Annotated in this window: 1 protein-coding gene; it reads right to left on the bottom strand. The window is 35.8% G+C overall.

Annotated elements, in window-relative coordinates; all coding sequences use genetic code 11:
• Positions 1–22: 22 nt before the first annotated feature.
• A complete protein-coding gene (locus tag WAE64_RS24740; protein WP_340240876.1) occupies positions 23–1027 on the bottom strand; it encodes an IS701 family transposase in 1005 nt (334 codons plus the stop codon).
• Between the last annotated feature and the right edge of the window lie 49 nt (positions 1028–1076).

Below are 1076 nucleotides of genomic sequence, written 5' to 3'. Positions count from 1 at the left end.
TAGGGCTTTCGCTTTGGAATGGTCATGCCGCAGAGATTTGAGGTTTTCTTAATTGTGACTTCAAAAAATCTGCAAATAATCCATTTCTAACTTGATATAAAGATTGATTCAGTTCTTTGGCTTTAATTTTAAGGGATAACCAAGCATGATAACAACAAGCTAAGTGATTCCTTTGTGAACGAGCAGCACGACATTGGCATTTTTCAGAACCTGTCAGTTGTTTATATGCTCTGTGAAACTCTTCAACCTGCCACCTGACGGCGTTACTTTCTTTTACATCGTCAGCCCAAAGGTTGTCGTCTGGAGAATTAGTAATTACCCAGTCAATGTGTCCGTCTGGGGACACTATCTTGAACAGTTTCACTAAAAAGGGAATTTCTTTTAGCTTGACCATAATACCAACTTGAAGCATCTTTTCAGACCATTCAATAGTATCAAGGTGAATATAGCCTTGTTCTTTGCTGATACTGACCATACGATTGCTTTTCAGTGTGGTGAAGAATGTCCAATCGTTTCGGTGTATTAGCTTGAGATTATCTACCGAGGAATACCAACTATCAAATAAAATAGTCCTTGCTTTAAGGCTTTTATCAGCAATAGTTCTCAGAAACATCTCTTGAAAATGGTCATTCTTGGTTTTACCATCGCTATCTGGACTGTAAATTCTATAATCAATGGGGTAAAAATCTCCATCTTTACCTGATGAATGTATCATATTTACTAATCCTATACCCTTAACCGTTCCATGTTCATTACCCGAATATTGTTTTTTAACCAATTCAATAAAACGTGAATATCGTTTATCTTGCACGCTATCATCACAAATAAGATAACTTTCAGTGTCATCTTGTTTGTTGACATAGGGTTTTGTAAGTTCCCACAGTTGGCGTGAGGTAAATCGTTCTCGTTTTAGAAAATCACATATAGAATCATGACTAACATTATCTAAGTGATTAGCCAAATTCGTACAAGTATAATTGAGTGGTGTACTCAATAAATATTCAACATATTGTTTTTTCGTTAGCATGAGGCTAACTTAACTATTTTTAAACTCTTTCGCAAAAGCGAAAGTCCTA

It is taken from the genome of Emticicia soli (assembly GCF_037860775.1).
Taxonomy (GTDB): Bacteria; Bacteroidota; Bacteroidia; order Cytophagales; family Spirosomataceae; genus Emticicia; species Emticicia soli.
The sequence above is the reverse complement of the archived record's forward strand: the minus strand, read 5'-3'. Positions and strand labels throughout refer to the sequence as shown.

What these genes read in the sequence shown, in the direction of transcription:
- WAE64_RS24740 (WP_340240876.1), bottom strand. Translation starts at nt 1,027, where the DNA reads ATGCTAACGAAAAAACAATATGTTGAATATTTATTGAGTACACCACTC.